At 56.6% G+C, this 26,196-nt stretch carries 27 protein-coding genes, 1 tRNA gene and 1 pseudogene; 12 read left to right on the plus strand and 17 right to left on the minus strand.

Going from position 1 to position 26,196, the window contains the following annotated elements:
• Nucleotides 1–133: 133 nt before the first annotated feature.
• The 5 genes from WFM49_RS05085 to WFM49_RS05105 all read left to right on the plus strand — a co-directional run bounded on the left by WFM49_RS05085 (nt 134) and on the right by WFM49_RS05105 (nt 7,974).
• Nucleotides 134–2,575, plus strand: coding sequence for a DUF3772 domain-containing protein (locus tag WFM49_RS05085; protein WP_336972102.1), 2,442 nt, complete (start codon nt 134–136; stop codon nt 2,573–2,575).
• A 43-nt stretch (nt 2,576–2,618) separates the two neighbouring features.
• The gene (locus WFM49_RS05090; RefSeq protein WP_336972105.1) at nt 2,619–5,015 is read left to right on the plus strand and encodes a mechanosensitive ion channel family protein; all 2,397 of its coding nucleotides are present in this window, start codon (nt 2,619–2,621) and stop codon (nt 5,013–5,015) included.
• A gap of 99 nt (nt 5,016–5,114) precedes the next feature.
• Nucleotides 5,115–6,413, plus strand: a complete 1,299-nt coding sequence (locus WFM49_RS05095) for an MFS transporter (protein WP_336972107.1) — start codon at nt 5,115–5,117, stop codon at nt 6,411–6,413.
• A gap of 18 nt (nt 6,414–6,431) precedes the next feature.
• Complete coding sequence (locus tag WFM49_RS05100; protein ID WP_009459480.1) at nt 6,432–7,544, plus strand: aminotransferase class V-fold PLP-dependent enzyme; 1,113 nt, start codon at nt 6,432–6,434, stop codon at nt 7,542–7,544.
• Nucleotides 7,545–7,557: 13 nt separating this feature from the next.
• Nucleotides 7,558–7,974 (plus strand): hypothetical protein, encoded by a 417-nt coding sequence (locus tag WFM49_RS05105; RefSeq protein ID WP_009459478.1) that lies wholly within the window; start codon nt 7,558–7,560, stop codon nt 7,972–7,974.
• A gap of 9 nt (nt 7,975–7,983) precedes the next feature.
• On the opposite strand, the gene WFM49_RS05110 is transcribed toward WFM49_RS05105, so the two are convergent.
• The 4 genes from WFM49_RS05110 to mgtE all read right to left on the minus strand — a co-directional run bounded on the left by WFM49_RS05110 (nt 7,984) and on the right by mgtE (nt 14,091).
• Nucleotides 7,984–8,556, minus strand: a complete 573-nt coding sequence (locus WFM49_RS05110) for a helix-turn-helix domain-containing protein (RefSeq protein ID WP_009459475.1) — start codon at nt 8,554–8,556, stop codon at nt 7,984–7,986.
• 58 nt (nt 8,557–8,614) lie between these two features.
• Nucleotides 8,615–9,631 carry a response regulator gene (locus WFM49_RS05115; RefSeq protein ID WP_009459474.1) on the minus strand — a complete coding sequence of 339 codons (1,017 nt, stop codon included), beginning with the start codon at nt 9,629–9,631 and terminating at the stop codon, nt 8,615–8,617.
• Nucleotides 9,624–12,590 carry an MHYT domain-containing protein gene (locus WFM49_RS05120; protein WP_336972114.1) on the minus strand — a complete coding sequence of 989 codons (2,967 nt, stop codon included), beginning with the start codon at nt 12,588–12,590 and terminating at the stop codon, nt 9,624–9,626. Before WFM49_RS05120 ends, WFM49_RS05115 begins: the two co-directional genes overlap by 8 nt.
• Before the next feature lie 160 nt (nt 12,591–12,750).
• Nucleotides 12,751–14,091, minus strand: coding sequence for a magnesium transporter (gene mgtE / locus WFM49_RS05125; RefSeq protein ID WP_254499500.1), 1,341 nt, complete (start codon nt 14,089–14,091; stop codon nt 12,751–12,753).
• A 483-nt stretch (nt 14,092–14,574) separates the two neighbouring features.
• On the opposite strand from mgtE, the gene cnbZ reads away from it, so the two are divergent.
• Nucleotides 14,575–15,336 carry a 2-amino-5-chloromuconate deaminase CnbZ gene (cnbZ, locus tag WFM49_RS05130; protein ID WP_336972117.1) on the plus strand — a complete coding sequence of 254 codons (762 nt, stop codon included), beginning with the start codon at nt 14,575–14,577 and terminating at the stop codon, nt 15,334–15,336.
• Between the two features lie 65 nt (nt 15,337–15,401).
• On the opposite strand, the gene nhaA is transcribed toward cnbZ, so the two are convergent.
• The 7 genes from nhaA to WFM49_RS05165 all read right to left on the minus strand — a co-directional run bounded on the left by nhaA (nt 15,402) and on the right by WFM49_RS05165 (nt 20,228).
• A complete protein-coding gene (gene nhaA, locus WFM49_RS05135) occupies nt 15,402–16,766 on the minus strand; it encodes a Na+/H+ antiporter NhaA (protein WP_336972119.1) in 1,365 nt (454 codons plus the stop codon).
• 118 nt (nt 16,767–16,884) lie between these two features.
• Nucleotides 16,885–17,343 (minus strand): D-aminoacyl-tRNA deacylase, encoded by a 459-nt coding sequence (gene dtd, locus WFM49_RS05140; RefSeq protein ID WP_009459465.1) that lies wholly within the window; start codon nt 17,341–17,343, stop codon nt 16,885–16,887.
• Between the two features lie 15 nt (nt 17,344–17,358).
• On the minus strand, nt 17,359–17,703 hold the full coding sequence (locus WFM49_RS05145) for a DMT family transporter (protein WP_009459464.1): 345 nt from the start codon (nt 17,701–17,703) through the stop codon (nt 17,359–17,361).
• 6 nt (nt 17,704–17,709) lie between these two features.
• Complete coding sequence (locus WFM49_RS05150; protein WP_009459463.1) at nt 17,710–18,228, minus strand: DedA family protein; 519 nt, start codon at nt 18,226–18,228, stop codon at nt 17,710–17,712.
• A gap of 37 nt (nt 18,229–18,265) precedes the next feature.
• Nucleotides 18,266–18,736 carry a GNAT family N-acetyltransferase gene (locus WFM49_RS05155; protein WP_336972124.1) on the minus strand — a complete coding sequence of 157 codons (471 nt, stop codon included), beginning with the start codon at nt 18,734–18,736 and terminating at the stop codon, nt 18,266–18,268.
• Nucleotides 18,733–19,134: a YchJ family protein gene (locus tag WFM49_RS05160; protein ID WP_009459461.1), complete on the minus strand. Its 402-nt coding sequence runs from the start codon at nt 19,132–19,134 to the stop codon at nt 18,733–18,735. The genes WFM49_RS05155 and WFM49_RS05160 overlap by 4 nt, the downstream gene beginning before the upstream one ends.
• 335 nt (nt 19,135–19,469) lie before the next feature.
• On the minus strand, nt 19,470–20,228 hold the full coding sequence (locus WFM49_RS05165) for a M48 family metallopeptidase (RefSeq protein WP_009459460.1): 759 nt from the start codon (nt 20,226–20,228) through the stop codon (nt 19,470–19,472).
• Nucleotides 20,229–20,365: 137 nt separating this feature from the next.
• On the opposite strand from WFM49_RS05165, the gene WFM49_RS05170 reads away from it, so the two are divergent.
• Nucleotides 20,366–20,602 carry a hypothetical protein gene (locus WFM49_RS05170; protein WP_250757005.1) on the plus strand — a complete coding sequence of 79 codons (237 nt, stop codon included), beginning with the start codon at nt 20,366–20,368 and terminating at the stop codon, nt 20,600–20,602.
• 22 nt (nt 20,603–20,624) lie between these two features.
• Here WFM49_RS05170 and WFM49_RS05175 read toward each other — a convergent pair.
• From WFM49_RS05175 to WFM49_RS05195, 5 genes and pseudogenes are all read right to left on the minus strand, one after another.
• Nucleotides 20,625–20,978: pseudogene (locus WFM49_RS05175) on the minus strand (MFS transporter); the annotation flags it as partial.
• A gap of 12 nt (nt 20,979–20,990) precedes the next feature.
• Nucleotides 20,991–21,116 carry a major facilitator superfamily transporter gene (locus tag WFM49_RS05180; RefSeq protein WP_009459451.1) on the minus strand — a complete coding sequence of 42 codons (126 nt, stop codon included), beginning with the start codon at nt 21,114–21,116 and terminating at the stop codon, nt 20,991–20,993.
• A 152-nt stretch (nt 21,117–21,268) separates the two neighbouring features.
• Nucleotides 21,269–21,347 (minus strand) — tRNA-Ile (locus WFM49_RS05185).
• Between the two features lie 787 nt (nt 21,348–22,134).
• Nucleotides 22,135–22,398, minus strand: coding sequence for a Txe/YoeB family addiction module toxin (locus WFM49_RS05190; RefSeq protein ID WP_060186046.1), 264 nt, complete (start codon nt 22,396–22,398; stop codon nt 22,135–22,137).
• Complete coding sequence (locus tag WFM49_RS05195) at nt 22,391–22,645, minus strand: type II toxin-antitoxin system Phd/YefM family antitoxin (protein ID WP_060186045.1); 255 nt, start codon at nt 22,643–22,645, stop codon at nt 22,391–22,393. Before WFM49_RS05195 ends, WFM49_RS05190 begins: the two co-directional genes overlap by 8 nt.
• 189 nt (nt 22,646–22,834) lie before the next feature.
• Here WFM49_RS05195 and WFM49_RS05200 point away from each other — a divergent pair, with 189 nt between their 5' ends.
• Nucleotides 22,835–23,101 carry a hypothetical protein gene (locus WFM49_RS05200; protein ID WP_083053805.1) on the plus strand — a complete coding sequence of 89 codons (267 nt, stop codon included), beginning with the start codon at nt 22,835–22,837 and terminating at the stop codon, nt 23,099–23,101.
• 36 nt (nt 23,102–23,137) lie between these two features.
• Here WFM49_RS05200 and WFM49_RS05205 read toward each other — a convergent pair whose 3' ends face one another.
• Nucleotides 23,138–23,827, minus strand: a complete 690-nt coding sequence (locus WFM49_RS05205) for a LexA family protein (protein ID WP_088453217.1) — start codon at nt 23,825–23,827, stop codon at nt 23,138–23,140.
• A gap of 82 nt (nt 23,828–23,909) precedes the next feature.
• Here WFM49_RS05205 and WFM49_RS05210 point away from each other — a divergent pair, with 82 nt between their 5' ends.
• The 4 genes from WFM49_RS05210 (at nt 23,910) to WFM49_RS05225 (ending at nt 26,183) form a co-directional block, all read left to right on the plus strand.
• Nucleotides 23,910–24,101, plus strand: a complete 192-nt coding sequence (locus tag WFM49_RS05210) for a hypothetical protein (protein WP_094196318.1) — start codon at nt 23,910–23,912, stop codon at nt 24,099–24,101.
• 262 nt (nt 24,102–24,363) lie between these two features.
• Nucleotides 24,364–25,161, plus strand: a complete 798-nt coding sequence (locus tag WFM49_RS05215; RefSeq protein WP_266108664.1) for a hypothetical protein — start codon at nt 24,364–24,366, stop codon at nt 25,159–25,161.
• Nucleotides 25,145–25,852 (plus strand): replication protein P, encoded by a 708-nt coding sequence (locus tag WFM49_RS05220; protein ID WP_336972135.1) that lies wholly within the window; start codon nt 25,145–25,147, stop codon nt 25,850–25,852. The genes WFM49_RS05215 and WFM49_RS05220 overlap by 17 nt, the downstream gene beginning before the upstream one ends.
• Before the next feature lie 7 nt (nt 25,853–25,859).
• On the plus strand, nt 25,860–26,183 hold the full coding sequence (locus tag WFM49_RS05225; RefSeq protein WP_250757009.1) for a hypothetical protein: 324 nt from the start codon (nt 25,860–25,862) through the stop codon (nt 26,181–26,183).
• Nucleotides 26,184–26,196 lie beyond the last annotated feature (13 nt).

Here is a 26,196-nt window from a genome sequence, read left to right on the forward strand (position 1 = left end):
ATCGCCTAAAAAAACAGGGTTCTCGTGAATACCTCATGCGCCAAGCCCACAATAGTTCGGTATTCTGTGCATGTTTTCTGCTGCCCTGGCGGTTTCATGCTTGGGGCCTCATTGTTTAGCCGGAGTTTTATTGATGCACGCTTTTCGCCGTTCGCGCCTGTGTGCTTTTTTGTCCTTGTGGCTGCTGGCTGTGGTGCTGGCTGTTACCGCTGTCCCTGTGACGGCCGAGACAGTGGCATTGACGCCTGCGCAGGCCAGTGAATCCCTGAATGAATTGCGTGACACGCTGCAAACTGTCCAGGACCGTTTGCAGAAAAATGATGGCTTGGGCGATTCCGATCTGGTTGCCTTGCGCAATCAGTTGCTGCTGGCGCAAGAGCAGGCTCAGGAAATGAGTGTGCGTCTGGAGCCTGAGCTGTTGAGCGTGACCGCGCGTCTGAATCAGTTGGGGCCTGTGGATGATCCGGCGGGGGAGTCCGAGGACATTGCGCGCCAGCGTGCTCAATTGCAGCAGGCGGTGACCGAGCTGGACGGCATGATCAAGCTGGCCCGTTTGATCGGCGTGGAAACAACACAAGGCCTGGATCAGGTGTCCAAGCAGCGCCGCGTAATTTTCCAGGCGGAATTGGGTCGGCAGTCGCAGTCCGTGTTGACACCGCGCTTCTGGCGCAATGTGTCGCGCGATTTGCCCGGTGATCTGGCCAGGGTTGAACGCATGCGCAAGGATCTGGCTCAGCGGGTAATCGATTTGCCCGCTTATGTGCTGTGGTCGGCAGGAGCCTTGGCTCTGGTCTTGCTGGCTTTGTCGGTCTGGGCGGTACGGGGGCTGGAGCGTTTTACCATCAACCACACCAAGCCCTCGCGCTTGCGACGCTCTTTTTATGCGACGGCCTTGATTGTGCTCTACAGCCTGACGCCCGGTTTGCTGGCGTCGGTGGCGGCAGGGCTGTTTTACTGGAACGGCAATCTGGCTCCGGATCTGTCCAGCTTTGTGTCCAAGTCCGTATTCGCCTTGTATCTGGGTGGCTTTGTGACCGGGATGGGCCGCGTGCTCCTGTCGGCGCAGCGTCCTAGCTGGCGCTTGCCTCCCATCCCCAGCAATGTAGCTTTGAAGCTGGCATGGTTGCCCATTGCTCTGGGCATCATGGTGGCCTTGACCTGGATGTCGCAGCAATTGCTGGGCCTGATCAACGCCACGCTCAGCACTACCTTGCTGGTCAACAGCTTTAATACGCTGACACTGAGCATCTTTATTGCCATTGCAGCCTGGAACTTGAGCCAGGGGCGTGAGAAGACCCCCGTTCCAGAGGGCGGCGAGGACCCGCAGAAAACGGCTTCGGTTCAGCAGGGGGCGACCTGGTTACGCGCCATTCCTATCACCCTGGGTGTGGTCATTGGGCTAGGGATGATTGCCTTCTTGCTGGGCTACATCGCCTTGAGCAGTCTGATTGTGCAAGAGGTGTTGTGGCTGAGTCTGGTGATTTGCACCTGCTATGTCCTGGTCGCACTGATTGCGGATATCGGTCAAAGCCTCTTGCTGCAATTTAAAGAGAAGCGCGCCGCTAATGAATGGAGCAGTACGCAATTGCGTGGCAGCAGCCAGATCGTGATCGTGCTGTCCGGAGCATTGCGTTTATGCCTGATTATTACGGCGATTACCCTGGTCTTGCTGCCTTTTGGGGAAGACCCCACGCAGTGGCTGCAGCGTCGTTTGGGCTTTTTGGTTAAAGGTTTTTCTTTAGGTCAGGTTCAGTTAAAACCCAGCTCGGTCCTGCTGGCCGTACTGATTCTGGTGCTGGGCATTTTGTTTGTCAAAGCCTTGCAGCGCTGGGTTGCCAACCAGCTTTTACCCGCCACGCGTATCGATCCGGGTATGCGAGTGTCTACTGCTAATCTGTTCAGCTATGTGGGCTACTTTATTGTGGTGGCTACGGCGATTTCGTCTCTCGGAATCGGTCTGGAGCGCATGGCCTGGGTGATTTCAGCCTTGTCGGTAGGTATCGGTTTTGGCTTGCAAGCGGTGGTGCAGAACTTTGTATCGGGGCTGATTCTATTGGCCGAACGTCCCATCAAAATTGGGGACTGGGTCAGCCTGAACGGGGTAGAGGGCAATGTACGCAAGATCAATGCCCGTGCCACGGAAATTGAAATGTTCGACCGCTCCACCTTGATCGTGCCGAACTCCGAATTCATCACCAAAACCGTGCGTAATGTGACCTTGAGCAACCCCTTGGGGGTGGTGAAGGTCAAGATCAATATGCCTATCGACACAGACGCTAAACGGGTACGTTCTATCATGCTGGATGTGATGCAGAACTACAGCGACGTGCTGGCCGACCCGGCGCCGGATGTGACGCTGGACGGCTTTGATGCTAACGGCTTGCAGTTTACGGCGACCTGCTATGTAAGCTCGCCTCGCATTGGCAGCCGGGTACGCAGTGTCCTGATGTTCGATATTCTGGATGAATTACGCAAGGAAGGTCTGGCGTTGCACCATACTCAGACCATGACGGTATTGCCCAATACACCGGTCGCCAGCCAGAGTGAAAGCGGCAACCCCTTGCTGAATGATTGAACCTCGATAAAAACAACAGGCAGGCCCCAGGGAGACAACAGCCATGAAGACGCTACGACTAGGTGTGCAGGTCTTGCTCTTGTTTATTGGCCTGCTGCTGGGGGGCGGGTCTCAGGCACAAACCCTGTCCGAGATTGAGCAAGAGCGTCAGCTGATGCGGGAGCTGCAGCAGGCGCAAGATGAAGTTCGCCTTTTGCAGTATCGCCTGGAAGGCAATCAAACCTCCATACGACGCGAACGTAGCTACGAGTTCGAGCAGAAGCTCACCCATGCGCGCGATCTGTCCAGCCGGGTCGTGCAAAAGCTGGAGCGACGTAGCCGCTTGTTGCGGGCGCGCTTGCAGGAGCTGGGTGAAGATGCTGGAGACGAGGCAGACCAAACCACACTTCATAATGAGCGGCAGCAATTGCGACGGGCTGACGCGGCCTTGCGCGCAGACTTGCGGGTAGCACGCCTGGTGCAACTGGAAACGGAACAGACAGGTCAGCTGTTGCGGGATGCGACAGCGCGCTATGAACATGCCAAGCGCTGGCAACGCAGTGCTTCCCTGGTCTTGTTGCAAAGTCTGCCTGGATTGAGCGAGGCCTGGCCGGCGGATCGGCAAAAACTGTTCGACTTCGCCCAGCAGTGGCGTGAAACCTGGAAAGACACGAGCTGGCAGCAAAGTAACGCATCATTCGGGATGGTGATCGCCGTTCTGATCATGGGGTTTGTTTTGCTGCGACTGATGCCGGTGTGGATCAGTCGTTATTTACCGACAGGGCGTTTGCGCCGCTCCAGCCTGACTCTGGCCAATTTCCTGTTGTGGTTTTTTGTCAGCTTGATTCTGGTGGATCAGTTGATTGAGCTGTTCTTCGATCGCCCAGGCATTAGCGCCATGCAGTTTGAACTGCTGGCTACCTTGAAGTTCGGAGCGGCAGTGGCGGCGGTGGTGCTGGCCACCATGAAAGGTATCTTGATCCAGAGTCGCGCCTCCTGGCGCTTGCTGCCCTTGTCGACTCAGGCGCAAGGGCGAATGCGTTATTTTGCACTCGCCTTTTTTCTGATTGCCTATCTGGACATTGTGGCGACCTTTTTCAAAGGTTCGATAGGAACGTCAGACACGTTTCAAGCCTTGATGGATGGCATCACCAGCCTGCTTTACCTGGTCTTGTATGGCTATGGCTTGTGGATACTGCGGGCCGAGCTGTTTGGCCAGACCGAATCGTCGGGGCCGGGCTCTGTCAGAACAGCGCGTAGCTGGGCGCGCCTGGTCTTCAAAGGGGCCGTCGCCGTCTATATTCTGGTCGCTGGGCTGTTCATCGGTGGGTGGCAGGGCTTGTCGGATGATTTGATGTCCCACTTCATCACCATGCCTTTGATCTTTGGCTTGATTGCCTATGTCTTCATGGTGTGGCTGCAGGACATCTCGGACTCCTTGCTGGCCTATTTGCACAACCGCAGCCGTGATCCTGATGCGGCACCGATTCGCGTGCAAAGCCAGTTCATTGTTGTGTTTTTTGCTATCGCCCGGATGAGCGTGTTGCTTCTGGCGATCTGGATGGTGAGTGGGGATTGGTTAACTGAACCCAAACAGATGCTGGAGTCGGGACTGGATGTCTCGCGTGAGGCCTTGCGTCTTGGAGCGGTGCAGTGGCGCCTGGACTTGTGGCTGATTGCCTTGGGCGTGATGCTGGTGGGAGGTGTTCTGATTCATTTTCTGCGCACCTGGCTGCGTCAGAATTACATGCCTAACACCACGCTGGAGCCGGGCCTGCAAAATGCGATCGTGGGCATGGTTGGGTACGTTGCCTATTTTGTTCTGTTGGTGATCTGCCTGTCCATGCTGGGTGTGCCGATTGAATCGGTGACCTGGATCTTTACGGCCTTGACGGTGGGTCTGGGTTTTGGCTTGCGAGGCATTGTGCAGAACATTGCCTCTGGCCTGATGCTGATGGTCGAGCGTCCCGTCAAGGTGGGAGACTGGGTGGAGGTAGAGGGCAGCGAAGGCAATGTGCGCCAGATTCGCTTGCGGGCGACCTATGTTGAGCGCTTTGATCGCACCATGGTCATGGTCCCCAACTCCCAGATGATGGGGCGGCAGGTGCGTAATCTGACTTACACCCCGACCTCCTTGGGCGCGATCGAGTCCCGCTTGCTGTTTCCGCTGGATGTGGACGCGGATGCGGTCATGCAGATTTTGCGTGAGGCCGTGCAGTCCGAGCCGGAAATTCTGACCGAGCCAGCCCCTATCTTGTCTTGCGACGGAATTTTTGGGGATGGGGTGGCATTCAGCACCCGTTGTTTCATCAATACCATGCGAGTCCAGCGCCGGGTGCGCAGCAATCTGATGCTCGACATTCTGCGGCGCTTGCGTCAACAGGGCATCAGTCTGCATCCGGCCCAACGCTGGGTTCAGGAAGCCATGGACAAGGACAGGGCCGAAGACCCCGACCTTTAGGGTTTTCCCAGTGATTGAAAGCTGAAATATTCATCCGTATAATTTGTTTAGCCACACTAAACAGAATAGACGCATTATGCGTATCAGGATGGATGAGACATGAGCAAGAAACAGTCCCCACAGGACGAGGCCCCCGTATCGCCGTGGCGTGCCGCCAGCGCAGCGGGTTTGGGCACCATGATCGAGTATTACGACTTTCAGCTGTACGGCGTCCTGGCTGTGACGCTAAGCGTGCTGTTTTTTCACGCCGGCAATGAGAACGCGGCCTTGCTGTCCACATTGGCCGTGTTTGGCGGCGCCTTTCTGGCACGCCCCTTGGGCGGTATTTTCTTTGGCTGGTTTGGCGACAAGCATGGCCGTACCGCTGCCTTGATGTTCACGATTGTGGGCATTGGAGTGGCCAGCGCCTTGATGGGCATGTTGCCTACCTACGCCACGCTGGGCCTGGCTGCACCGGCCTTGCTATTGCTGTGTCGTTTGCTGCAGGGCTTTTTTGCCGGTGGTGAAATTACGGGCGCAGCTACCTATGTGGCGGAATGCTCGCCTCCCGGCAAGCGCGGTTTCTTTGGCGCGTTCAACCCGGCCGCCGCCACTTTGGGCTTGTCCCTGGCCACCGGCGTCGCGGGGTTGGTGACGGCGCTGGTGGGTAAGGAAGCCATGCTGGATTGGGGCTGGCGTATTCCCTTTCTGCTGTCCATTCCGCTGATCATTCTGTGTGTCTGGGCTCGTTCACGTATCGAGGATTCGCCGCGCTTTAAGGAAATGCTCAGAAGCCATCACCCCGAGCATTCGCCTTTGTCCTTGATTGTGCGTGATTACCGCCGTCCCCTCTTGCAAGTCATTGCCATTGGTTTTGCACAGAATGCAGCAGGCTACGTGGGCGTGGTCTATCTGAGTACCCATTTGATTCACACCCTGAAATACGACGGCACCGCGGTGTTCTGGCTGATTTCCCTGGTCACCTTGTGCTCGGCCTTCATCATGCCTTTTGCCGGTGGCCTGTCTGATCGCTTTGGCCGCAAACCCTTGCTGACGATTGGCTTGCTGGGCTATCTGGTGCTGGTGCCGGTGACGATGTGGGTCGCCTCCTGGGGCAGTTTCCCGCTGGCGGTGATCGCGGTGGCCGTGTCCATTTTGCCCTTCATCGTAGTGCAGGCCGTGGGCTACCCCTTGTATGCCGAATTGTTCCCTACGCGAGTGCGCTATAGCGGCGTGTCGCTGGGCTTTAACATCGCCACCATTCTGGGTGGAGCGACGGCGCCATTCGTGGCGTCCTGGCTGACGGGCCTGACCGGTTCGAGCATGGCACCTGCCTTTTACGTGATGGTAGTGGCGCTGATCGGGATTGTGGCTTTGAGCACGGTGCAGGAAACCTCTGGCCGTCAGTTGGCCGATTGATTTTCAAGGAAGTAAATGATGTCCGGATATTTTCTTTATCACTCCATTGGCATGTTCGAGGGCAAGGAAGCGGCCATGCGTGCCGAGCTGGATCAGTTCAGCCAGGTCTGGTCGGCGCAGGACGATGCCCAGTGGGGGTACGCTCTGGGCCAGAAACAGGCTTTCATGGATGCCTGGGCCCGTTTGATTGGTGCTGATTCCAAGGATATTGCGCTAAGTGAAAACGTCACTGGCGGCCTCTACAGCATTCTGGGTTCTTTGCCTTCGCATGTGCTTAAAGGACGTACCTTGCTGGTTGCGGCCGATTGCTTTCCCAGCCTGCATTTCCTGTTGCAAAAACTGGCCTTGCGCCTGGGCTTCACCTTGCGCACCGTACCTTTGAGTGCGGGCCTGTCCTATGTGACGGACGATGATTTCATCAATGCCTGGGATAACAGTGTGGGTTTGGCCCTGGTGACCTGGGTCAGCTCTACGTCATCGCACCGGGTGGATGTGGATCGCATGGCGCAATGTGCGACGGAGCACGGCAGCCTGATGGCGCTGGATTTGACACAAGCTGCCGGGCTGGTGCCGTTCACCGTGCATGAAGGCGTGGCCTTTACCTTGTCGGCCTCCTTGAAGTGGGCATGCGGCGTGTCCGGTGCCAGCCTCTTGCATGTGCGTGCAGATTTGATCGAGCAGTGCGAGCCGGAGTTTCGCGGCTGGTTCAGCCAGGAAAATCCCTTTAACTGGAATCTGGACCAGTTCAGCTATGCTGATGGCGCGCGTCGTTTCGACCACGGCACACCGGCTATTTTGGGAAGTATTGCGTCCCTGCCTGGCATGCGTTTCGTGCTGGAAACCGGCGTGGAAAAACTGCTGGAGCAAAACCGGGCATTGACGGCGGTCTTGCTGGATCGTGCGGCCAAAGCCAATTGGCCCGTGCTGACCCCATTGGCCGAGAACGAGCGCGGCGGCAGCATCATGTTGCGCGCCAGCAGTGCCCAGCGCGCTCAGGCTATGGTGGATCAGCTGCGTGAGCAGGAGCTCTATTGCGATCAGCGTGACGGCGTATTGCGTCTGTCGCCCGGTAATGTCTGCACCGAGCAGGATGTACTGCGCTTGTGCGACACCTTGCAAGCCGGTTGGTAAAGGAGGAGGGGATATGGATAGCCAAACCTGGGCTCATCAGGCCAGCCGTCGTATCGAACGATCCGCCAAGGTCGTGATGGACTATATGGCGGATCTGGATGCGCTGGGACGCTGGTCCCTGGGCTGCTTTGACACCGAAACGGTGGAGCCTGGCCTGGTGGTGGGGACGTCTTTGTTTGATGGTGGCCAAACCCATGTCAGCGTGGAGATTCTGGCCGAGCAAGGGCTGATTCGCTATTGGGTAGGTAGCGCCACGCAACGTACCCCGCGCATCAGCGCCATGGTGCAGCCGCTGGATCAGAATTCCTGCATTTTGATCATGCTGGCGACACGCGGTGCAGACATGGATGAAAACCGCTGGCTACGTTTGCAGCGTTGCCATGAAACCGAGCTGGATCTGATCCAGGCCCAGCTGCACAGCGCCGCCTAGTGCTCGTGCTTAATAGCTGGGTGGGGTGATCGCCACAATAAAGCGCACATCCGTGTCGTAAGGATTGCGGTAGGCATGGGGCAGGCTGGAGTTGAAATAACAGCTATCGCCCGTTTGCAGACAGTGCTGATCATCCCCTACATCGACCAGCAGCTGGCCTTCAGTCACCAGCACACATTCCTCGGCAGGGTGGCTCCAGCGCTGCCCGACCGAGCTTCCTCCCGGCGGCAAGAAGCCCGCCAGCATTTCAATACTGCCAAAGCCCGGCGACACCCGCTGGTACTGCACGCCCGAAGCGGATTGAATGCTCATGCGCTCGTTCTGGCGCACCACCGCCACTTGCTCTACATTGTCATCCAGCAGGGAAAACAAGGGCGTATCCAGCGCACGTGCAATTTGGCGCAGGGTATCCAGACTGGGTTGGGTCAAACCGCGTTCCACCTGGCTGATCAGGCCGGGGGAGACTTGGGCAAGCTCGGCCAGCTTGCGCAGAGACAGTTTTTTATGAAGTCGGACTTGGCGAATACGCAAAGCGGCCATGTAGATGCGGGGGTAGGTAGTAAAGCCGTCATTGTAGGGCAAGCCCGCAGGGCTGAGGAGCGCGGGACCTGGCCCACCTGCTGCTTACGGGCCAATCGGTTCAAGTCTTTGCCATCGGCTGGGGATCGTCGGCCCATTTTTCTTTGATATGCAGCATTTCAGGCAGGCATTTATCCAGCAGAGCGATCAGTTGCGGGTCAAAGTGCTGGCCGGATTGTTCGCGCAGATAGCTGATGCAGCTCTCCACACTCCAGGCTTTCTTATAGGGTCGCTCACTGGCCAAGGCATCAAACACATCGGCCACCGCCACGATGCGGGCGGGCAGGGGGATATTCTCGCCTGTTAAACCATAGGGATAGCCGCTGCCGTCCCATTTTTCATGGTGATACAGCGCGATCGTGCGTGCCAGTTTCAACAAGCCATGCGAGTGCTGGCCAATAATGCGGGCGCCAATCAAGGTGTGCGTACGCATGATTTCCCATTCTTCGGGCGTTAGCTTGCCGGGTTTTTGCAGGATGGAATCCGGGATGCCGATTTTGCCAATATCGTGCATGGGTGCGGCGTGCAGCAGCTCGTCGGCCGCTTCGCTGGAGTAACCCAGCCAATGGGCCAGAATGCGCGTGTAGTGGCTCATGCGGATGACGTGGCGGCCAACTTCGTTGTCCTTGTATTCGGCCGCTGTCCCCAGGCAACGGATAATCTGCAGGCGGCTGTCGCGCAGTTCCTGCATTTGTACCAAGGACAGATGGTTGCGTATACGTGCCTTCAGAATCGCCGGGTTAAAGGGTTTGGAGATGTAGTCCACCGCCCCCATGTCCAGCCCCATTTGCTCATCCTGCGGCTGCGAGAGCGCAGTTACAAAAACAACGGGGATGTGGCGGGTTTTAAGGTCGGCCTTCAAGGCTCGACAGACTTCGTAACCCGACATTTGCGGCATCATGATGTCCAGCAAGATCAGGTCCGGTAGGTCCCGTTGTGCCAGCTCCAGCGCCTTGATGCCATCTTTGGCAAAGAGCAGCCGGAAATCCTGTTGCAGCGTATGGCGCAGAATCTGCAGATTGGCGGGCTCGTCATCGATGAGCAAAAGGGTGGGGCGCGGCGAGGTAAATTCATTCATGGCGTGGCGGATCCTTGGCCAAGCTCGCATTCAGGTCTTTGATCAGCTTGGACAGGATCAGGCTGGCTTGAGCAAAGTCGAACACGTCGATGGTTTTATTAAGATCATTCAGGGTATCGGTTTGCCCTGTGCTTTCCAGATACTGACAGACCACTTGCAAGGCAGGCTCGTCCAGCTCGTTGAGCAAGACGCTGCTATGCAGAATGTGGAGATTGTTCAAGGCAACGTCGGGGGGATGCACCACGACCTGTTGAGCGTCTGAATAAGTAGTCGGTGAGCCGTTGTGACCAAGTTCGTGAGCGATGCGGTTGAACATTTCCTGCAACTGTTCAATACGGCGACGCATCTGGCGAGTTTGACCACGACGAATTTTTTCTTCCAGCTCGGCGCTGAGGGCAGACACTTGGGGCAGACCCAGATTGCCGGCGGTGCCGCGAATGCCATGCAGGCTGCCCAGCACAATCTCCCAGTTCGGGGATGCCTGCTTGATTTCATCGAGCGGGTAGCGGGTATGCAGGTCAGACAGAAAGCTCAGCAGAGCGCGGCGCAGACGGACCTGGGAACCCCACAGGCTCAGGCCCAACTCCCAATCGATCAGGCTGCTCTCTTGTGGTTCGACGCTGTGCTCCAAGGGGCCGGTGGGGGGCAGACCCATCACCATGGCAATCTCCTGCAGCAAAGAAGGCAGATCCAGCGGTTTGGTGGCAAAGCCATTCATGCCGGCCTCCTGGGCCGCATGACGGTCGGACTCCATGACACTGGCAGTCAGCGCAATTAGTGGCAAAGGCAGCCGCGCTTCGCGGCGTTCCTGTTCGCGCCACCGGCGGGCGGTTTCCAGACCGTCCATCTCGGGCATGTGCACATCCAGCAAGGCCACATCAAAATCTTCTTTGGACAGCAGCTCCAGCACTTTGTGACCGTTGTCGGCCACTGTGACGGAATGTCCGTGCTGCTCCAGGGCCAAGGTCAGCAGTTCCTGATTCAGGCTGATGTCATCGGCCACCAGAATGCGCAGCGGCGGCAGGCGGGGCACGGGCTGATCGTCCGGGCTCAGGCTGGGTTCCTTGCCCGGTTCCAGGGGAATACGGACTTCAAAGACGCTGCCCACACCCAGGGTACTTTCAACCTTCAGCGTGCCGCCCATCAGATCCACCAGCTGGCGGGCAATGGATACGCCCAGGCCGGTACCGCCAAAACGGCGGCTGATGGATACATCGGCCTGTGTAAAAGGGGTGAACACATGGCGCAACTGCTCAGGAGTCATGCCAATGCCGGTGTCCGTGACGCGGATGGAGACGGTATTGCGCCCTGGTTCGGGATTGACATCCACATGCACCGCTCCGCTTTGGGTGAACTTGATGGCATTGCCGATCAGATTGTTCAGCACCTGCTGAATCCGCATCGGGTCGCCCTTGTAAAACTGATGCAGCTCGGGCGCATGGTTCAGACGGAACTCCAGGTTCTTGGCATCCGCTGCCAAACGCAAGGAGGCCACGACCTGATTGCACAATTCAATCAGCGAAAAATCCACTTGCTCCAGCTCGACCGAGCCGCGTTCCAGCTTGGTGGTATCCAGAATGTCGTTCAGCAAGGCCAGCAAGGAGTGGGCGGACTGGTTGATGATGGCAAGGTGCTTGTTTTGCTGCGCATTGATCTGATCATTCAGCATCAAGTCGCTAAAGCCAATAATCGCGTTGAGCGGGGTACGGATTTCATGGCTCATATTGGCCAGAAAAGCCGTCTTGGCCTGGGCTGCCTGCTCGGCTTTTTCCGCACTTTGACGCAGGGATTCGGTCAGTGCCTTGTAGCGGCTCATGTCAGTGACAAAACCGACAAACAGCGGGTCACCCGGCTGGCGTACCTTGCCTACGGCCAGGCGCATCGGCAGCAAGCTGCCATCCTTGCGCAAACCGGTGACATCCCGGCCTACGCCAATAATTTTTGGGTCGTTGGTGCGTAAATAATTGGACAGATAGCTGTCGTGGCGCGAGCGGTCCGGCTCGGGCATCAGCATGTTCACATTGCGCCCCAGCACCTCGCCAGCCTTCCAGCCAAACAGGCGTTCGGCTGAATGGTTGAAGTCCAGAATGGTGCCGTGGCTGTTGATGGTAATAATGCCGTCAATCGCGGTATCCACAATGGCCCGGTTGTGCGATTCGCTTTCTTCCATCTTCAAGAACAACTGGCGGTAGCGCAGCAGGCCGTTGGCTGCGGTCACCAGTACCGTCACCGTAATGGTGAAGGTGGACAGCACCATGGAGGCAAAGGTGCTGTTGAAGATGATCATGTCATCGGGCGGTGTGGTCTGGCCTATAAAGCGGGCGGCCGCCATGCCGGTATAGTGCATGCCGGAAATGGCCAGGCCCAGCACAATGCCGCTGATGACCACGCGTTGCAGCAAGGTCAGGCGGGTGCGATGCAGGCGAAAGCGTATCCACAAGGCCAGCGTGGCCAGTACCACGGCCAGCACAATCGACAGGAAGAAGGTGATGGGCTCATAGCGCAGGACCGGCGCCATACGCATGGCAGCCATGCCACTGTAATGCATGGTGCCTATACCCAGACCCACCAAAATACCGCCCACAATCAGGTGCGAGCGTTGTACACGGGCTTGCGAGAGAATTTGCAGGGCGACCCAGGATGCCCCTACGCTGGGCAGAACCGACAACATGGTGATGGCCGGGTCGTAATGGACGCTGGTGCAAAGTTCAAACGCCAACATGCCAATAAAGTGCATGGTCCAGATGCCACCGCCCAGGGCGATGGCACCCGTACAAATGGCAATCTGGCGGTGTATGCGCAAATCAGCCATGCGGGCAATATGGGCCGTTTGCAAGGCCATGCCCGAGGAGAAGATGGCAACCAGTAGCGACAGGATGACCAGACCACTGTTATAGCTGCCAACCAAGAAGGGAGCCATCTGGTCTGCACTGATGAAGAACTGGTCGAGTATCCGCATAGGTGCTGATGTCCGAAGCGGCCCATGGGGCCAAGTTAGACGAAATGTGTCAGGCTCCCCCTGCCTGTCAGAGGGAATGTAACGGTGAAATTCGGATAGGTTACCGAGTTTGTCTCTTACTGTGCGCTTTTTTGTATGGATTCAACAAAAAAATTCATGGCTAGAGCAAGGTTCCTGTCAGCAACATCGCGGCCACGGAGAAGTAAATCACCAAACCGAGCACGTCCACCAGCGTGGCCACCAGGGGAGCCGAGGCACTGGCCGGGTCAAAACCGACGCGCTGCAAGATGAAGGGCAGCATGGAGCCAATACAGGAACCGAACGTCACAATGCCCACCAGAGCCAGCCAGATGGTGAAGGCAATCAGCAAGGAGTGCTCGCCATAGTCGTACAGGCCCAGGTGTTGCCAGATTTCGATACGAATAAAGCCGATCGCCCCCAACATGGTGCCCAGCACCAGACCCACCGGCAATTCGCGCAGCAGTACTCGCCACCAGTCGCGCACCCGGACTTCACCCAGGGCCAGACCGCGAATCAGCAAGGAAGTGGCCTGCGAGCCGGAGTTACCGCCGGAGCTCATGATTAAGGGAATGAACATGGCCAGGACCACGGCCTTTTCCAGCTGTATTTCGTAGTACTGCATGGCACTGGCGGTCAGCATTTCACCCAGGAACAGAATGGCCAGCCAGCCTCCCCGTTTGCGAATCATGGTGCTAAAGCCCGCTTGCAGATAGGGTTTGCCAATGTGTTCGGCACCCCCGAAGCGGTTCATGTCTTCGGCGGCCTCGTCCATCAGGGCGTCGATCACGTCGTCTACCGTCACAATGCCGATGATGGCATTGGCCTCGTCCACCACTGGAATGGCCAGAAAGTCGTGGCGGCGTATCAGTTGGGCCACGGCCTCCTTGTCCGTCAGGGCCTGCACGGCAATGGGGCTGTCGCCACTCCACAATTCGGTCAGGGCCGCTTGCGGGTCGGCACACACCAGCTTGCGCAAAGGCACCACAAATTGCAGTTGTTGCTTGTCGTTGACCACATAGATGGCATAGACCGTTTCGCGGGTACTTTCCACTTCCCGAATGTGCTGCAAGGTTTGTGCCACATTCCAGCTCATGGGCACTTGCAGAAACTCGGTAGTCATGATGCCGCCGGCTGTGTCTGCCGGATAGTGCATCAGACGCATGATGGAGGTGCGGGTGTGCTGGGTCAGGCGACCAAGAATCTGCTCCTGGTCTTCATGGTCCAGGTCTTGCAGCAAGTCGGCCATTCGGTCTTCGGCCAGTTGCTCCAGCACTGGCAGGCGTTCGGGACGTGTCAGCTCCATCAAGAGCGCACTGGCCCAACGCAACTCCGGCACTTCCAGCAAGGCTTGCAGGCGTTCGTTGTCCAGCTCCTGGGCAGCGAGCAGCGCGGGGCCTTGCTCCAGCTGATTCAGGGCCAGAACAATATCGGCAATCGGGGTTTGAGGGCCAAGTAGCTCAGTTGATGGATGCGTGGACATGCAATACTCCAGTGGGCGTGCAGGTACAGGGTCTTGAGTTCAGGACGTTGGCACCGGGCCAACAGACCGTAAAGCGAACCGGCTCAGTTCGCACGAAACTCGCTAGGATAGCGTTCTTTGCGGATACGTGCTTCCCAAGCCGGGCGCAGGAAACGCCAGGCCGCTGCATTTTGTCTGGGAAATTGCTGATGCTGTGGTCTAAGTATGTCTGTGAATCGATCCATGATTTACCCATAGAACCGCTCAGTGCACTACCAAGCTGAAACTCAGCGTGATGAAGAATATCGCCATCGTAGGGAGGTCTGCGCTGGAAGTCAAAGCGATTGCAATGATGCGCAAAAAAATGATTTGTGCTGTTAAGGTGAGGCTTGTGCCCCTGCACCGAACTTGAGACGGTTAAGAGGGTGCTATAGTGCCCGCTTTGCCGCATAACGGCGACTCGACCCCGGCGGGCCAAGGCCCACTACACGATCAGGAACAACCATGAGCAATGCGATTAATTTTGACAAAGGCAACTACCGCTTCATTCCGACCGGCGTGAACCGCTTTTCGGGCGGGGTGGCCGCTCAGCCCGGTTACGAGATCTGCCGGGTCGTGTTTTCTGCCCCCGTGCCATTGAAAGAAGGTTTTGACTTGATTCAGGCCGTGCTGGAAGCAGAAGAGCGTCCCTTGACAGCCTTGTGCGCCTGCGAGCTGCGCTCGCCCGAGCCAGTTAGCGACAGCGACTTCAACAAGTTCAATGAGCTGTATCTGGGAACGCTGAAAGAGTGGGGCCTGGTCAAAGGCAAGCATAATCCGGTCGCCCGCAGCAACGTGTCGCCGCTGGTAGGCGCACCTGCCGAGCCCAGTTTTTACGCTTTCAGCTACACGGTGGAAACCGATATTGAAGAAGCCACCTTTGTGATCGCAGGCAGCTGCGAAGTCCCCGAAACGCCCGACGACTACATAGAGAGCATTGTGGCCTACCAGGACGTGTCGCCTGAAGGGCTGTTGCAGAAGGCGCAATGGGTTCTGGGTGAAATGGAGCGTCGTCTGGAAGTGTTGGGCCATGAATGGGCTGACACGACGGCCACCCATGCGTACACGGTGCACAATCTGCATCCTTTCATGGCTACTGAACTGGCTCAGCGCGGTGCGATCAACCATGGCTTGGGCTGGCACCTGGCCCGTCCCCCCGTCAAGGATCTGGAGTTTGAAATGGATTGCCGTCGTATCCTGAATGAACGCGTGCTGACCATTGATTAATTGATCGGCCCCTAAAACAAACAGGCCCACGCTAGCGTGGGCCTGTTTGTTTGATGTCTGGCTGTTTATGCCTGGCTATAAGCTGCCTGGCTGGCAGACTGCTGATAGCGACGACGCACAATCAGGCCCCACGCCAAGCCCAGAACGGCGGACGCCAAAGAGCCGCACAGAACGCCCAGCTTGGCAGCATCCAGCAAAACGGGCTCGGCAAAGGCCAGGTTGGCCACAAAGATGGACATGGTAAAGCCAATACCGGCCAGCAAACCAATCAGGGTGACGCCGGCCCAATCCATGCCGGCAGGCAGGGTGCATAGCCCCAAGCGCACGGGCAACCAGGTGCCCAGCAGGACGCCCAAGGGCTTGCCCACAATCAGGGCAATCGCCACACCAAACAGGGCGCTTTGTGCACCGGCGGCATTCAGGTCCAGACCATTCAGGCTGACCCCGGCATTGGCCAGCGCAAACACCGGCATGATGATGAACGCTACCCAGGGGTGCAGCAGTGCAGGAATACGCTGGACCGGAGGCAGAATCTCGCGTTGAGCCAGCTGCATTTTCTGCAGCGTGTGCATGACTTCGTGAGTGTCGTGCTGGCTTTCCAGTTTGGTGGCCAGTTCCAGATTCAGGTGACGGGCCTTGCGAGGCAAGGGCAGGGCGCGCACAGGGCTCATCATGCCCAGAACCACACCGGCCAGTGTGGGGTGAGCACCTGTCTTCAACAAGCCAAACCACAGGATCGCACCGGGAACGACATAGGCCCAGGCCGAGCCTATGCCCATTTTTTGCAGACCCAGGACGGCCACAATACCAACGGCTGCAATCAGGAAGGCGCTGTAGTCCAGGCCACCCGAGTAGAAGAAGGCAATGATCAGGATGGCGACCAGGTCATCAATAATGGCCAGCGCCAGCAAAAACACCCGCAAGCTGGGGGGCAGGGAGCGGCCCAGCAAGGCCAGCACACCCACTGCAAAGGCAATATCGGTGGCGGTAGGAATGGCCCAACCCATCAGCACAGCCGGGTCGGGATTCATGGCGGCGTAGATCAGCGCCGGCAGAGTAATGGCGGACAGGGCAGCACAGATAGGCAGCATGGCCGAGCGCCAGTCGGACAGGGCGCCGTCATGGATCTCGCGGCGGATCTCCATCCCGACAACCAGGAAGAACAAGGTCATCAGAATATCGTTGACCCAAAAATGCAAATCTTGCGAGAAACGCCAGGAGCCCAGCTCCAAGGTCACTTGGGTGTGCCACAGGGCAGAATAGCTATCGGCAAATGAAGAGTTGGCCCAGATCAGGGCTATGGCGGCAGCCATCAACAAGACCACACCGCCCAGGGCCTCGATATGCAGGAGGCGTTGCAATTGGGCTTGCAACTGGCGGGTCAGAACATGGGCGCGTGGCAAAGGCGCACCGGAAGAAGGGTGGGACATGGTCGGCAAATCTCCACAAGGCGGCCCGACCTTGCGTATGTAATTAACCTGCCTTGCTGCACCATGCCAGCAAAACACCCTGCGCAATTATAGGGATGGAGCCTCTTTAAGGCAATCGTCAGCTTGGGTCTGCGTCGGGCGCGATATGTATGGGAATCGTGACTGGCCCATCGTTGGTCAGGCTCAATTGCATATCGGCACCAAACACGCCGCACTGGGTATCAGGCAGCCGGGTGCGGGCCATGGCTACCAGCTCGTCAAACAAGGGCTGGCTGATTGCAGGAGGCGCAGCGCGGCTGAATCCTGGGCGATTGCCCTTGCGCGTATCGGCCGCCAGGGTGAACTGGCTAACCAGTAATAGCTGACCACCGGCTTGCTGCAAGTTCAGGTTCATCTTGCCTTGCTCGTCCGAGAAAATGCGCAGGGCCAGCAATTTATCCAGCAAGCGTGTGGCTTGCTCGCGGGTGTCACCGTGCTCGGCACAGACCAGAACGGCCATGCCTGCGCCAATTTTTGCGACAGTCTGGTTTTCAATATCGACCTGGGCCTGACGTACCCGTTGAATCAAGGCAATCATATTTATTCACTAAAATCAGTGGCCGACAGATTTGGAGAACAGATTCACAATCAGCACACCCACCACAATAAAACCGATGCCAATCATAGCGGCCAAATCCAGCTTCTGCTTGAAGACCACCCAGCCAATCAAGGAAATCAGCACAATGCCCACTCCACTCCAGATGGCATAGGCCACCCCAACCGGCATGACGCGCAGACTGAGTGACAGAAAGTAGAACGCACCCGCGTAGAACATGATCGTGAAGGCGCTGGGCATCAGGCGCGTGAACTGTTCGGAGCGCTGCAGCAAGCTGGTGGCGATGATCTCGAAGAGAATCGCGATGAATAAATGCAGGTAGGCGAGGCTTACAGGGGTCATTGAAAATCAGGGTTGGAAACTGAACCAGCCAGGTAGCAGCAAGACACTGGCCCACAAGGCGGCCGAGGCCCAGGATGAGATATGAAAACTCAGAGGCGACATGGCACAGGTGCCCGCAATCAAGGGGACAGTTGAGCGCAAGGGACCAACAAAGCGGCAGGCCACAATACTAAACCATCCCCAGCGTGCAAAAAAAGCCTGCGCTTTTGCATACAGATGCAAGCGCTTGCGGGCCCACTCGAAGTGGAACAGATTGCCGCCGTAACGCTGGCCCAGAAAAAACGAGATGGCATTGCCCAGGCCGGCGCCCAGTGTCACGGACAGCCAGATCGGCAGCAAGCTCATTTCCCCGGCGCCGACCAGGGCACCGACGGATAAAAGGATGGCTGTACCCGGTATGATCAGGGCCAAAAAGGGCAGGGACTCGACCAGGCACAAAGCGAAAACAGCGGGGGCCACCCATTGTGGGTTGGCGCTGATCAGGGCTGTGGCCTGTTCTGCAAAATTGCTTAGGGTGCTCAGCATATCAACCAGAAGGAAGGGACAGCATCATTGCAGTCTTTTAGTTCAGGGCAAGGCTCAGAATCAGGCGGTCCTTGTGCTGCAAACCGTCCTCAAACAGGGCCTCGTCGTAATGGTGCAGGAAATAATCGGGCTCTACCGCTATCACTCGAAAGCCGGCGCGCTGGTAGAAAAACAGGGGGTAGCCAATGGTGCCGGTGGCCACATATAAGGTTTGCCCACCTTGTTCGCGTACATAGCTAATCAGGGCAGACAGCAGCTTGGCACCCAATCCATGACCCTGGTGCGAGGGCTGAACGGCGATGTTCATCAGTTCCCAATCCTGGGCGTTCCTGCGCTGCAAAATAGCAGCCGCCACGATGTGTTCCTGATCTTTGATACACCAGGCGTACGGTGTGTCTTTGTAGCTTTCAATCAGACTTGTGCTGGGATCAGCTTCCAGAAGCAAAGCCATGGGCAGGCTGGAGCCATGGACCTGTTCAGCGTGTCCAAAATCATTGCTTTGGCTCATGAAAAATCCCCGTCCACGTAAAACCATTGGCCTTGTTCAAGGACAAAACGGCTGACTTCATGCAGACGGTTCGCCCGGCCATTCAGACGGTTGCGAGCGACAAATTCCACAATCGCTTCCGTGTCGGAAACACGTTCATGACGTCGCACATCCAGGCCCAACCATTGCAAACCTTCCGGATTGGGTTCCAGCGAATGAGGGCGGGTGGAGCTATGCCAGGTGGCCAGCAGATAGTCCAGATCGTCGCGCACAAAAGCGCTGTACCGCGAGCGCATCAGGGTAGCCGCATCGGGGGCTTGCAAGTACTGCGGGCCTTGGTGCCAAGGGCCGCAACAAACTTCGTAGGTTTTGGGATTGCCGCAGGGACAGGAATTTTTTGAAGAGGAAGACTTTTTCAAGAGCGTAACTGCCAAGACCAAAGAATGGCACAAGCATACCTGAAAGCAGGTACTGGTTTATGGCGCCACCGCGACGAAAAGTAAGGATTTACAGACCAGGTTTTGCTGTAGCTGGATCGCTTGTCAGGCGGGGGCGTTCGAGGGAGTACGGGTGTTGGTAATGTCTGATTGGTTCATCGTATGGATAAAAAGTTCCAGGCCGAGCATCCAGCGTTTGGTAGCGGCGGTCCGATGCTGTGCTGCATCCTGACTTGTGATCCCTAGTGTCCCCATAAAAAAACCCGCCCGCAAAAGCGGACGGGTTAGCGGCATGCGATTCGCTGCGTCGAAGGGGCTTATTTAGCCGCGTCGATGCGCTGTTGCATACGCTGGGCGCGTTCTTTGGAGCCGGGGTGCGAGCTCATCACGCTGCTTTCGCCGCCGTCCAGAGCTGCCAGTTTTTCAAAGGCAGAAACCAGACCCTGGGTCTTGAGCTTGCGCTCGGTCAGCAGGTCAAAGGAGTAGTCGTCAGCGTCGGATTCTTGCGATTGCGAGAACTGAGCGTTCAGGAAGGCTTCGGACAGCTCGCCCAATTGGCTGGAGTTCAACTGAGCAACCACACCGTTACCGGTGGCGGCAGCAGCGTCACGAGCAGCGGACAGGCCGTAGGCGGTTTGCATGGCTTTCTTGCTGTGGCCCAGTTCAACGTGGCCCATTTCGTGACCGATCACGCCGCGCAGTTCGTCGTCGTTCATCTTGTCCATCAGACCGGCATACACACGGATACAACCGTTAGCCATGGCCCAGGCGTTCACTTCCTGAGTCTGGTAAACCTTGAAGTTCGGTGTTTGACCGTTCAACTGTTTCGCCAATGGCTTGACGACACGTTGCAGGCGCTTGTTGTACTTGCTGTTGGGGCTGGCCACTTTGTTTTCAGCATCCATCTGCTTGCAGGACTGATCCGACAGAGCAATCACTTCCTGATCGGACAAATTGAACGCCTGGACAGCCTTGCTGCCGGCACCGACCATGCCACCCACATCCATTGTCTGGCAGCCTGCAGTCAGGCCAGCGACGGCCAGCATAGCGGCCAATGCACCCATACGAAAAGTCATGAACTTCCCCTTCTACTTATATAAAGAGAAGCGATTTTAATGACTAGGCGGCGAAGGGTTCCTGTATAAAACAAACTTTAACAATTGTTGTGGGCGTATTTACAGTTTATGGAAGGCCTTGATGGGCACGATAAGCGATGTTCGCTGCATTTGTGCTCAACCATCGCCTCAGTTCCGGCTCCTACACCCATATGCATGGCCGAGAAGTTCAGGCTGATGCCAGCCTGTGCGGATTCACTGTCGGTATGGATCAAAAAGCTTTGTACGACCGGGGAAATCATCCCGTTGATGCAAACCAGATCAGCACCATGAAGCTGCCTAGCCAAGGCAGGTGGTTCAGTAAAAAGGGCAAGGAAACCAGGCTGCCAAGATAAAGTGCGGCTACAAGGTTCAAGGCTAGCGGGGCTGGCAGGCGATCCGCCAGCCGCCCCATTGGCCAGTTAACATTCCCGCCTGAACCCCCAACACCAGCGACCCGCTGATCCCCATGAAAATCAGACCAATGGCACGTCCTTGCAGGGAAGGTGGGACCAATTCTGTTGCCAGTGTTGTTGCCAGCACACAGACTACCGCGCTGGCACAAGCCATCATCACTCTTGCCAAAAATAACAGCGTAAAGGAAGGGCTGAGGGCGGCCAGGACATTGCCGAAGACGAATAGTGCCAAGGCACTCAAGTACAGGGGGCGAGGGCGCAGCCGATGTCCCAATAAAGGGACGCATGGCGCCATCAAGGCAAAACTGAGGGAGAAAACTGCCGTTAACTATCCGGCCAGGGCCACTGAGACGCGCAGGTCCGAAGCCACATCCAGTACTAGCCCAACAATGATGTTTTCTGCTGTGCCCGTGACGAAAGTGGCCAAGGCAAACAAGAATACGCGGGGATCCATGCTCTCTTTCCTCTGAACGTGATGACCACGCCAGAACCTTCCGTCGTGGTTAAACCAGGCGAACGGGTTTCGAGGCAGAGCTTCGGTTATCCCTGAATGAATAAAAGCCGCAGATTGTGCGACTTTGAAATACAGGTGCAGCTTGAAATGGGTGGTGCCCCCCCCGTGAGTCGAACACGGCACCAACGGATTATGAGTCCGCTGCTCTAACCAAGCATGAGCTAGAGGGGCAACAAGTCCGCAATTATTACATAAAGTCTGTGTTTGTGCCTAGCGTAGCCACGGCTAGAGCAAGAGATTCAAGCATCTGGAGGCCCAACTGTATTTGCTCGCGATTGGTAGCACCTTGTTGTTTATCCTTGGAGCACAATGAGCGCGTCTAAAACCCAGAGAATAATGATGAAAACACTTATTTTGGCATTGACCATGACAGCTATTCTTTCCGCCTGTGCCGTCCATACTCCCAGGGGTTCGGTGATTGTGGATCCGGATGGTTACGGTGGATATGGGCAGCGTCACTGTCCACCCGGCCAGGCTAAAAAGGGCAATTGCTAAGCAAGTGCTGCAGGCTGTCCCCTTATTTGCGCTGATAGCGTTTGCTACCTGTGCTGGTTTCGCAATAGCGCCCTCCACGAGGGCCGGTGCAATAGGTTCCACTGGAGCAGGGGCAGGCGCTGCTGGATCGCAGCGCCTGTGGCCTGGACTGCGAACGTTGTCCTGTAGTGCCGGTGTACGCAGGACACGACCGCTTGCTGCCGCTGGCTGAACCGTCACGGCAGACAAAGACTTCCCCCTCGCAGTGGGAAATACCGCCTTTTTTGCCTGAGCAGGGAGTGTTTCTTGCCTGCGTGCTCAGAGGTAGCAATACCATGATCAGGCATAGGAACAGCCATTTCATTCTTGTCTCACATACCGGGGACGAATTAGTCACTTCGGATTGTAGGGTGCTGGGTTCGACTCACTGGGGGGGGCACCAGAATTCAGACGGGTTTTGGAGGCTTTAGTAGAGTCCGGTTGATTAATAATGATAACGACAAGAAATGATGGTGATGCTTGCCTTGTCTACGGCATAGACCAGGCGATTCGTGTCATCAATGCGTCTTGACCAAAAGCCGGACAGATTTTCTTTAAGCGCTTCAGGTTTGCCTATGCCATCGAATGGCGCACGTCGTACTTCTTCTATCAGTTTGTTGATACGCTTCAATGTCTTGCGGTCCTGGCCTTGCCAATACACATAGTCAATCCAGGCAGCGTCAGTCCAGCATAACAAACGGTCAGTCATCGCTCGGCTCGCGTGGCATGGCTTTGCCAGCACGATATTGTTCGATAGAGCGGCTCAGGTGTTCCGCATTAGCGGGGGAGCGCAGCAGATGGACGGTTTCCATCAAGCTGTTGTAGTAATCGAGTGACATGACTACAGCGTCTTCCGCATCACGACGCGTGATGATGGTGGTGCTGGCGTCATCGACTACGCCATCCAGTACAGCTTTCAAGCTGTTGCGCGCTTCTGAAAACGAGATGATTTTCATGGCAACCTCACTTGTCCAATTCACTGTACAAGTCTAATGGGAATAGTATGACTTGTACAGATTACTGTACGGGTTAAAGCCTTTGATGGAGGAAGGAGCCAGGCGCATGCAGTGAGCTTATTCCCGCCCAACCCACCCTCTTGCACTCTGCTATAAAGGACGTTTCGCCTCTTCTTTTCAGGTATTGCCATGCGAATCTTGATGCTTGCCCCCGCTTTATTGTTAGCCGCTTGCCAAACTACGGTGCCCACCGAGAAAGTCGGCAGTGAGGCCTGGCTGGAAAAGGTGGACCGTCAATTGGCTGTCTCTGATGGACAAGGGCATGGCCCTGACTATGGCTCGCAGGAGTGGTGCAACGTGGTGCATATCCGTTTGTATGGTCAGCGCTCAGCACAGCCCGTCCCTTGTGATCAGGCCTGGATGGAGAAGGTCGATCAGGAAATGAAAAAGCGTTAAGCCGCATCATGCAAGGCAGCCTGCGCTGCCAGCTTTTTACGAACGCCGATAGTATTTCCGGTGCTCCACCATGGTGCCAATGATTTCAATAGCATGCTGGTCGCTGCGAATGGAAGGATAGTCTTCGTTCAGCGGCACCAGCTCAAATATTTCTTGCCCACCTTCATCTATGCACAAGAGTCGGTACTTCTTGAAGGTGGCTTCTTCTTCGCTGTTTTTGGCGACCACATAATCACCGGGGCGGGGCGTGAGCTCGCAATCAACAATAATCCGGTCGCCTTCCTTGAAGTCCGGCAACATGGAATCGCCCTTGATCTGCAAGGCAAAGGAACGCTCGGACAGACACAGGTCTGTCAGCAGATATTCCACTTCTTCAAACGTGAAGTTCTGACCGGGATCCCGAAACACACCTGCCTGTACATAGTTCAGCAGGGGGATACGCCGCTCGCCCATCATGGCGTCTTGCACGTTGGAGTCAAAACCGTGCTTAGCCCCAAAACCATAGCCTTGCTGATCCAGGCTATGCGCTTCCAGACCCACTTCTTTTTCTATGGCTCGCGCCACTCGTTCGCCAATGCTGCGCCCACCGTTGTAGGTGGATGACAGGTACTGGGCCAGTTGTGCCCGTGTGCGCCCAATAGAGCGCGCAAAGTCAGCCGCGTTGCCGTGAGCGCGGTCTTCAATCAGGCGTTGCAGGTTTCTGCGGCGAATCGAGTAAATATCCATACCCGACATTAAAACAAGAAAAAACTAAACATAGGTTTAGATATTTCTTTTCTTTACGTTTAGAACTATCTATACTCAATGCATGAACGCTAAACACATCATCGAAGAAATGGGCGGTCGCCGAGCCGTATTGCGTATCACGGGCTTGAGCAAAGGCCGCATATCTCAATGGGAGAAGGCGGGTGTCATACCGCGCGTCTGGCAACTGGTCTTCCATCACATGAACCCGGTGGTGCCCGCCCCAGCACCCAAAGAAAGTTCTAGAAATATCTAAGCATTTACCACGGGTTTGGCTTGCAAGCCATGCCTGACAGTTCGACTGCGTCATGGGGTGACGCAGTTCTTGTGCCCTTGGGGCATTGCCTATCAATCGGATGTTCGTGGCCTGTTTGGGCCAGGGGTCCTGCTGCGCGTCATATTTTTGCAAATACATCAGAGGCGTGCGGTTTTTCAGGCGGGGGTGCCATGAAAACACGTATTCACAACCATCGACACGAGTTTGATTGTCGTTGGCTCACACAGTCAGGAGCGTGCCTATGAGCAATATGCCGTGGTTTCGCGCCTATACCGAGATGGTGGACGACGAGAAATTGCGTCTGCTGGCTTTCGAGGACAGATGGCATTACGTGGCCTTGCTCTGCCTTAAAGGGCAGGGCGTGCTAGACAGCGAAGACACGCTGATGCTGCGCAAGGTGGCCGTCAAGCTGGGCCTGGACCTGCGCACCTTGGACGATGTGGTGCGCCGCTTAAGCGAAGTGGGCCTGATCGACCAGGAAACTTTGCAGCCTCTGGCGTGGGACAAACGCCAGATGAAATCCGACAGCAGTGCGGAGCGGGTGGCGCGTTTTCGGGCCAGAAAAAAACAGGAACAAGACGGTAACGAAGGCAGTAACGCGTCCGTAACGTTACCGAAACGGCCGGGTAACGCGCTAGATAAAGAGACAGATAAAGAAGGAGATACAGATACAGAAAAAGATAAAGAAAAAACAAACGTGCGTCGCAAGGCTCCGGCGCTGGAGTTCTCTGCCTGGCCTGCTGAACCCCGTGCCGAAGTGATCGCAGATTATCTGCGCCATCGTCGCGAGATCAAAGCACCCTTGACGCAAACCGCCCTGAACCGCCTGGGCACCGAAGCCCACCGTGCCTTGGAGATGGGCTACAGCGTGGACGACTTTCTGGCCGAGTGCATGTTGCGTGGCTGGCGCGGGGGCAAGGCCAGCTGGCTGGAAGGACGCAACGAGCCCCGTGCAGGTCAGGCGTCGGGCTTTGATCCCCTGGCTTATGTGAACCGTCATCGGCAACGCGAGGAGATAGACGATGTCATCGATATCTGATTTTTCCAACCCCTGGCTGCTGCGTCATACCAAGCTGGAAGGCATCAGCCTGATGGACCATTTGTACAACCGGCTCAATGGCATTTATCCGAACAAGTTCCGCTCCAACTTTCGGGACAAGCAAGCCATTGAAGACTGGAAACAGGCCTGGGCCGAAGCTTTTGACGAGGAAGGTGTCTCGCCCAACGACGTGGCACTAGGCATCAAGAATTGCCGTCGCATGTTTGATTGGCCCCCCAGCTTGCCGGAGTTCTTGCGTGCGTGCCGCCCTCAACTGGAGCCAGAAACCGCCTTTTTCCAGGCCGTGCGTGGCATGCAGGCACGAGTGCGAGGAGAAATGGGCGAGTGGTCACACCCGGCTATCTATCACGCAGCAATCAGCATTGGACAGTTTGACATGCTGAATCAGGCCTACACGCAGCTGGAACAACGCTGGCACAAAGTGCTGGGAGATCACCTGGCCAAAGGACAGTGGCCAGAAATCCCGCCGCCTCGATTGGCCCTGACCTCCCCGCAAGACTGGGAGCAAGGGCGCCGGGAAGGGCAACGACGCGTGCGCGATCTGGCTCAGGTGATTTCGGGCGACATCAACAAGGACCCGCGAGTCTGGGCGAATCGGATCTTGGCCCGCCCGGAAGCGTGTTCCTTGGCCGTGCTGAAGATGGCCAAAGCAGCCTTGGGCAAGGAGTGAACCAGCCATGGATCTGACAACACGACTTCATCAAGAGGTGCATCAGGCGATCACCGGAGCAACTGCCCATCGCTACAGAGCACTGCTGGCTTTGCAGCGGAACGGCCAGATCAGGCATTTGGTACAGCAGCCATCCTGGAGTCTGGTGCCACGGCTTTTCAGCCACCTGATACCTGCCGGCAGGATTTGCTATATCGCGGATTTTGCCTACACGGACAACAGCAGCGGCGATCGCATTGTGCAGCTAAGCGGCGATCCAGAAAGCCTGTTCCAAAGCATCAAACGAATTTTGCTGACCCGGATGCACGGCATCACCGTTCATCGGGCTTGAAGGAGGAACCCAC

The sequence above is a fragment of the Alcaligenes sp. PF14 genome, assembly GCF_037150615.1.
GTDB classification, from domain to species: domain Bacteria; phylum Pseudomonadota; class Gammaproteobacteria; order Burkholderiales; family Burkholderiaceae_B; genus Alcaligenes; species Alcaligenes phenolicus.

Bases quoted from the DNA above. Each gene is read 5' to 3' on its own strand.
- WFM49_RS05085 (WP_336972102.1), top strand. From the start codon at position 134: ATGCACGCTTTTCGCCGTTCGCGCCTGTGTGCTTTTTTGTCCTTGTGG.
- WFM49_RS05090 (WP_336972105.1), top strand. From the start codon at position 2,619: ATGAAGACGCTACGACTAGGTGTGCAGGTCTTGCTCTTGTTTATTGGC.
- WFM49_RS05095 (WP_336972107.1), top strand. From the start codon at position 5,115: ATGAGCAAGAAACAGTCCCCACAGGACGAGGCCCCCGTATCGCCGTGG.
- WFM49_RS05100 (WP_009459480.1), top strand. From the start codon at position 6,432: ATGTCCGGATATTTTCTTTATCACTCCATTGGCATGTTCGAGGGCAAG.
- WFM49_RS05105 (WP_009459478.1), top strand. From the start codon at position 7,558: ATGGATAGCCAAACCTGGGCTCATCAGGCCAGCCGTCGTATCGAACGA.
- WFM49_RS05115 (WP_009459474.1), bottom strand. From the start codon at position 9,631: ATGAATGAATTTACCTCGCCGCGCCCCACCCTTTTGCTCATCGATGAC.
- WFM49_RS05120 (WP_336972114.1), bottom strand. From the start codon at position 12,590: ATGCGGATACTCGACCAGTTCTTCATCAGTGCAGACCAGATGGCTCCC.
- mgtE (WP_254499500.1), bottom strand. From the start codon at position 14,091: ATGTCCACGCATCCATCAACTGAGCTACTTGGCCCTCAAACCCCGATT.
- cnbZ (WP_336972117.1), top strand. From the start codon at position 14,575: ATGAGCAATGCGATTAATTTTGACAAAGGCAACTACCGCTTCATTCCG.
- nhaA (WP_336972119.1), bottom strand. From the start codon at position 16,766: ATGTCCCACCCTTCTTCCGGTGCGCCTTTGCCACGCGCCCATGTTCTG.
- dtd (WP_009459465.1), bottom strand. From the start codon at position 17,343: ATGATTGCCTTGATTCAACGGGTACGTCAGGCCCAGGTCGATATTGAA.
- WFM49_RS05145 (WP_009459464.1), bottom strand. From the start codon at position 17,703: ATGACCCCTGTAAGCCTCGCCTACCTGCATTTATTCATCGCGATTCTC.
- WFM49_RS05150 (WP_009459463.1), bottom strand. From the start codon at position 18,228: ATGCTGAGCACCCTAAGCAATTTTGCAGAACAGGCCACAGCCCTGATC.
- WFM49_RS05155 (WP_336972124.1), bottom strand. From the start codon at position 18,736: ATGAGCCAAAGCAATGATTTTGGACACGCTGAACAGGTCCATGGCTCC.
- WFM49_RS05165 (WP_009459460.1), bottom strand. From the start codon at position 20,228: ATGACTTTTCGTATGGGTGCATTGGCCGCTATGCTGGCCGTCGCTGGC.
- WFM49_RS05170 (WP_250757005.1), top strand. From the start codon at position 20,366: ATGTTCGCTGCATTTGTGCTCAACCATCGCCTCAGTTCCGGCTCCTAC.
- WFM49_RS05180 (WP_009459451.1), bottom strand. From the start codon at position 21,116: ATGGATCCCCGCGTATTCTTGTTTGCCTTGGCCACTTTCGTCACGGGC.
- WFM49_RS05190 (WP_060186046.1), bottom strand. From the start codon at position 22,398: ATGACTGACCGTTTGTTATGCTGGACTGACGCTGCCTGGATTGACTAT.
- WFM49_RS05195 (WP_060186045.1), bottom strand. From the start codon at position 22,645: ATGAAAATCATCTCGTTTTCAGAAGCGCGCAACAGCTTGAAAGCTGTA.
- WFM49_RS05200 (WP_083053805.1), top strand. From the start codon at position 22,835: ATGCGAATCTTGATGCTTGCCCCCGCTTTATTGTTAGCCGCTTGCCAA.
- WFM49_RS05205 (WP_088453217.1), bottom strand. From the start codon at position 23,827: ATGGATATTTACTCGATTCGCCGCAGAAACCTGCAACGCCTGATTGAA.
- WFM49_RS05210 (WP_094196318.1), top strand. From the start codon at position 23,910: ATGAACGCTAAACACATCATCGAAGAAATGGGCGGTCGCCGAGCCGTA.
- WFM49_RS05215 (WP_266108664.1), top strand. From the start codon at position 24,364: ATGAGCAATATGCCGTGGTTTCGCGCCTATACCGAGATGGTGGACGAC.
- WFM49_RS05220 (WP_336972135.1), top strand. From the start codon at position 25,145: ATGTCATCGATATCTGATTTTTCCAACCCCTGGCTGCTGCGTCATACC.
- WFM49_RS05225 (WP_250757009.1), top strand. From the start codon at position 25,860: ATGGATCTGACAACACGACTTCATCAAGAGGTGCATCAGGCGATCACC.